Origin of the sequence: Bacillus haikouensis (assembly GCF_013179555.1) — a bacterium.
Lineage (GTDB): Bacteria > Bacillota > Bacilli > Bacillales > Bacillaceae_B > Rossellomorea > Rossellomorea haikouensis_A.
The window spans coordinates 1-905 of record NZ_JABMCR010000581.1 but is presented as its reverse complement, the minus strand read 5'-3'; the positions used below and the strand labels follow the sequence as shown (position 1 = coordinate 905).

At 35.6% G+C, this 905-nt stretch carries 1 protein-coding gene and 1 pseudogene; both read right to left on the bottom strand.

The features are described 5' to 3' along the window. Positions 1-422 (bottom strand): annotated as a pseudogene (locus HP456_RS24425) (peptidase S8); the annotation flags it as partial. Positions 423-691: 269 nt separating this feature from the next. Continuing rightward, a partial coding sequence (locus HP456_RS24420; RefSeq protein ID WP_172255852.1) for a C40 family peptidase occupies positions 692-905 on the bottom strand: 214 nt, incomplete at its 5' end.

Genomic DNA, 905 nt, shown 5'->3' with positions numbered 1-905 from the left:
GAGGATTCTTCCATAGGGTAGGACTCTGCCTTAATGTAATAAGGACCTGTCCAGGCTAAAGGGAAATCAATTGAAGCTGGTTTATGAGAATATGAGTAACCTCTGTAACGATCAAAGGCTTCATTGTGGATGGCTTTATCCAGGCTGGTATAAACTGAAATCGTTACTTCTTCCTCAGATTGAAGTCTTATCTGGAAATGAGAGAAATTCCCGATATCTTCTTCAGAGGGAGTCACCTTATACCACTGGGTGGTTTCTTCCTGTTCAAAATGAGTTTTCACCACCTCTGAACGTTCGAGGGTCAATTCTTTCAAAACTGATTTTTCTTCTCCGCTTGCTTTCACCAATGGTAATTCCGAGGTGTTATAGCTAAACATCAATACAAAAACTAATAAACTACTAAACAATTTCTTCCCCATCATGATCCTCCGCAAAATGTAATAGTAAAATCAATTAATTAAACCATAAATTAACAATAAGAGGAATAGCTTTTATGAGGGTGGGAGAGACGAAATTTTTCAACAGAATTCGACAAGGGGTCTTTAAGTAAGTCTGAAAAACAAAAAAAGAGTATAAAACCAATGGTTGGTTTTATACTCTTATTATGGACATTTGTTTATTGTAAATTTAAACCATCCAATAAGGCGGCAGCTAATATACTCGATAAATGGTAAATTAGTTATTTACACTATTACAATTCATAAAATCTCTTAAATCCATCAAACTTGGATTTCCAATAAGAATTATCCAGACTGGTGATTTCTACACCGTTATCCCCTGCGTGAATGAATTTATTATCTCCTACGTAGATTCCCAAGTGTGAAATACCTTTTTTATAGGTATTCTCGAAAAAGACCAGGTCTCCAACCGCAGGTTTGTTAACATAGAACGAACGGTTATAATAG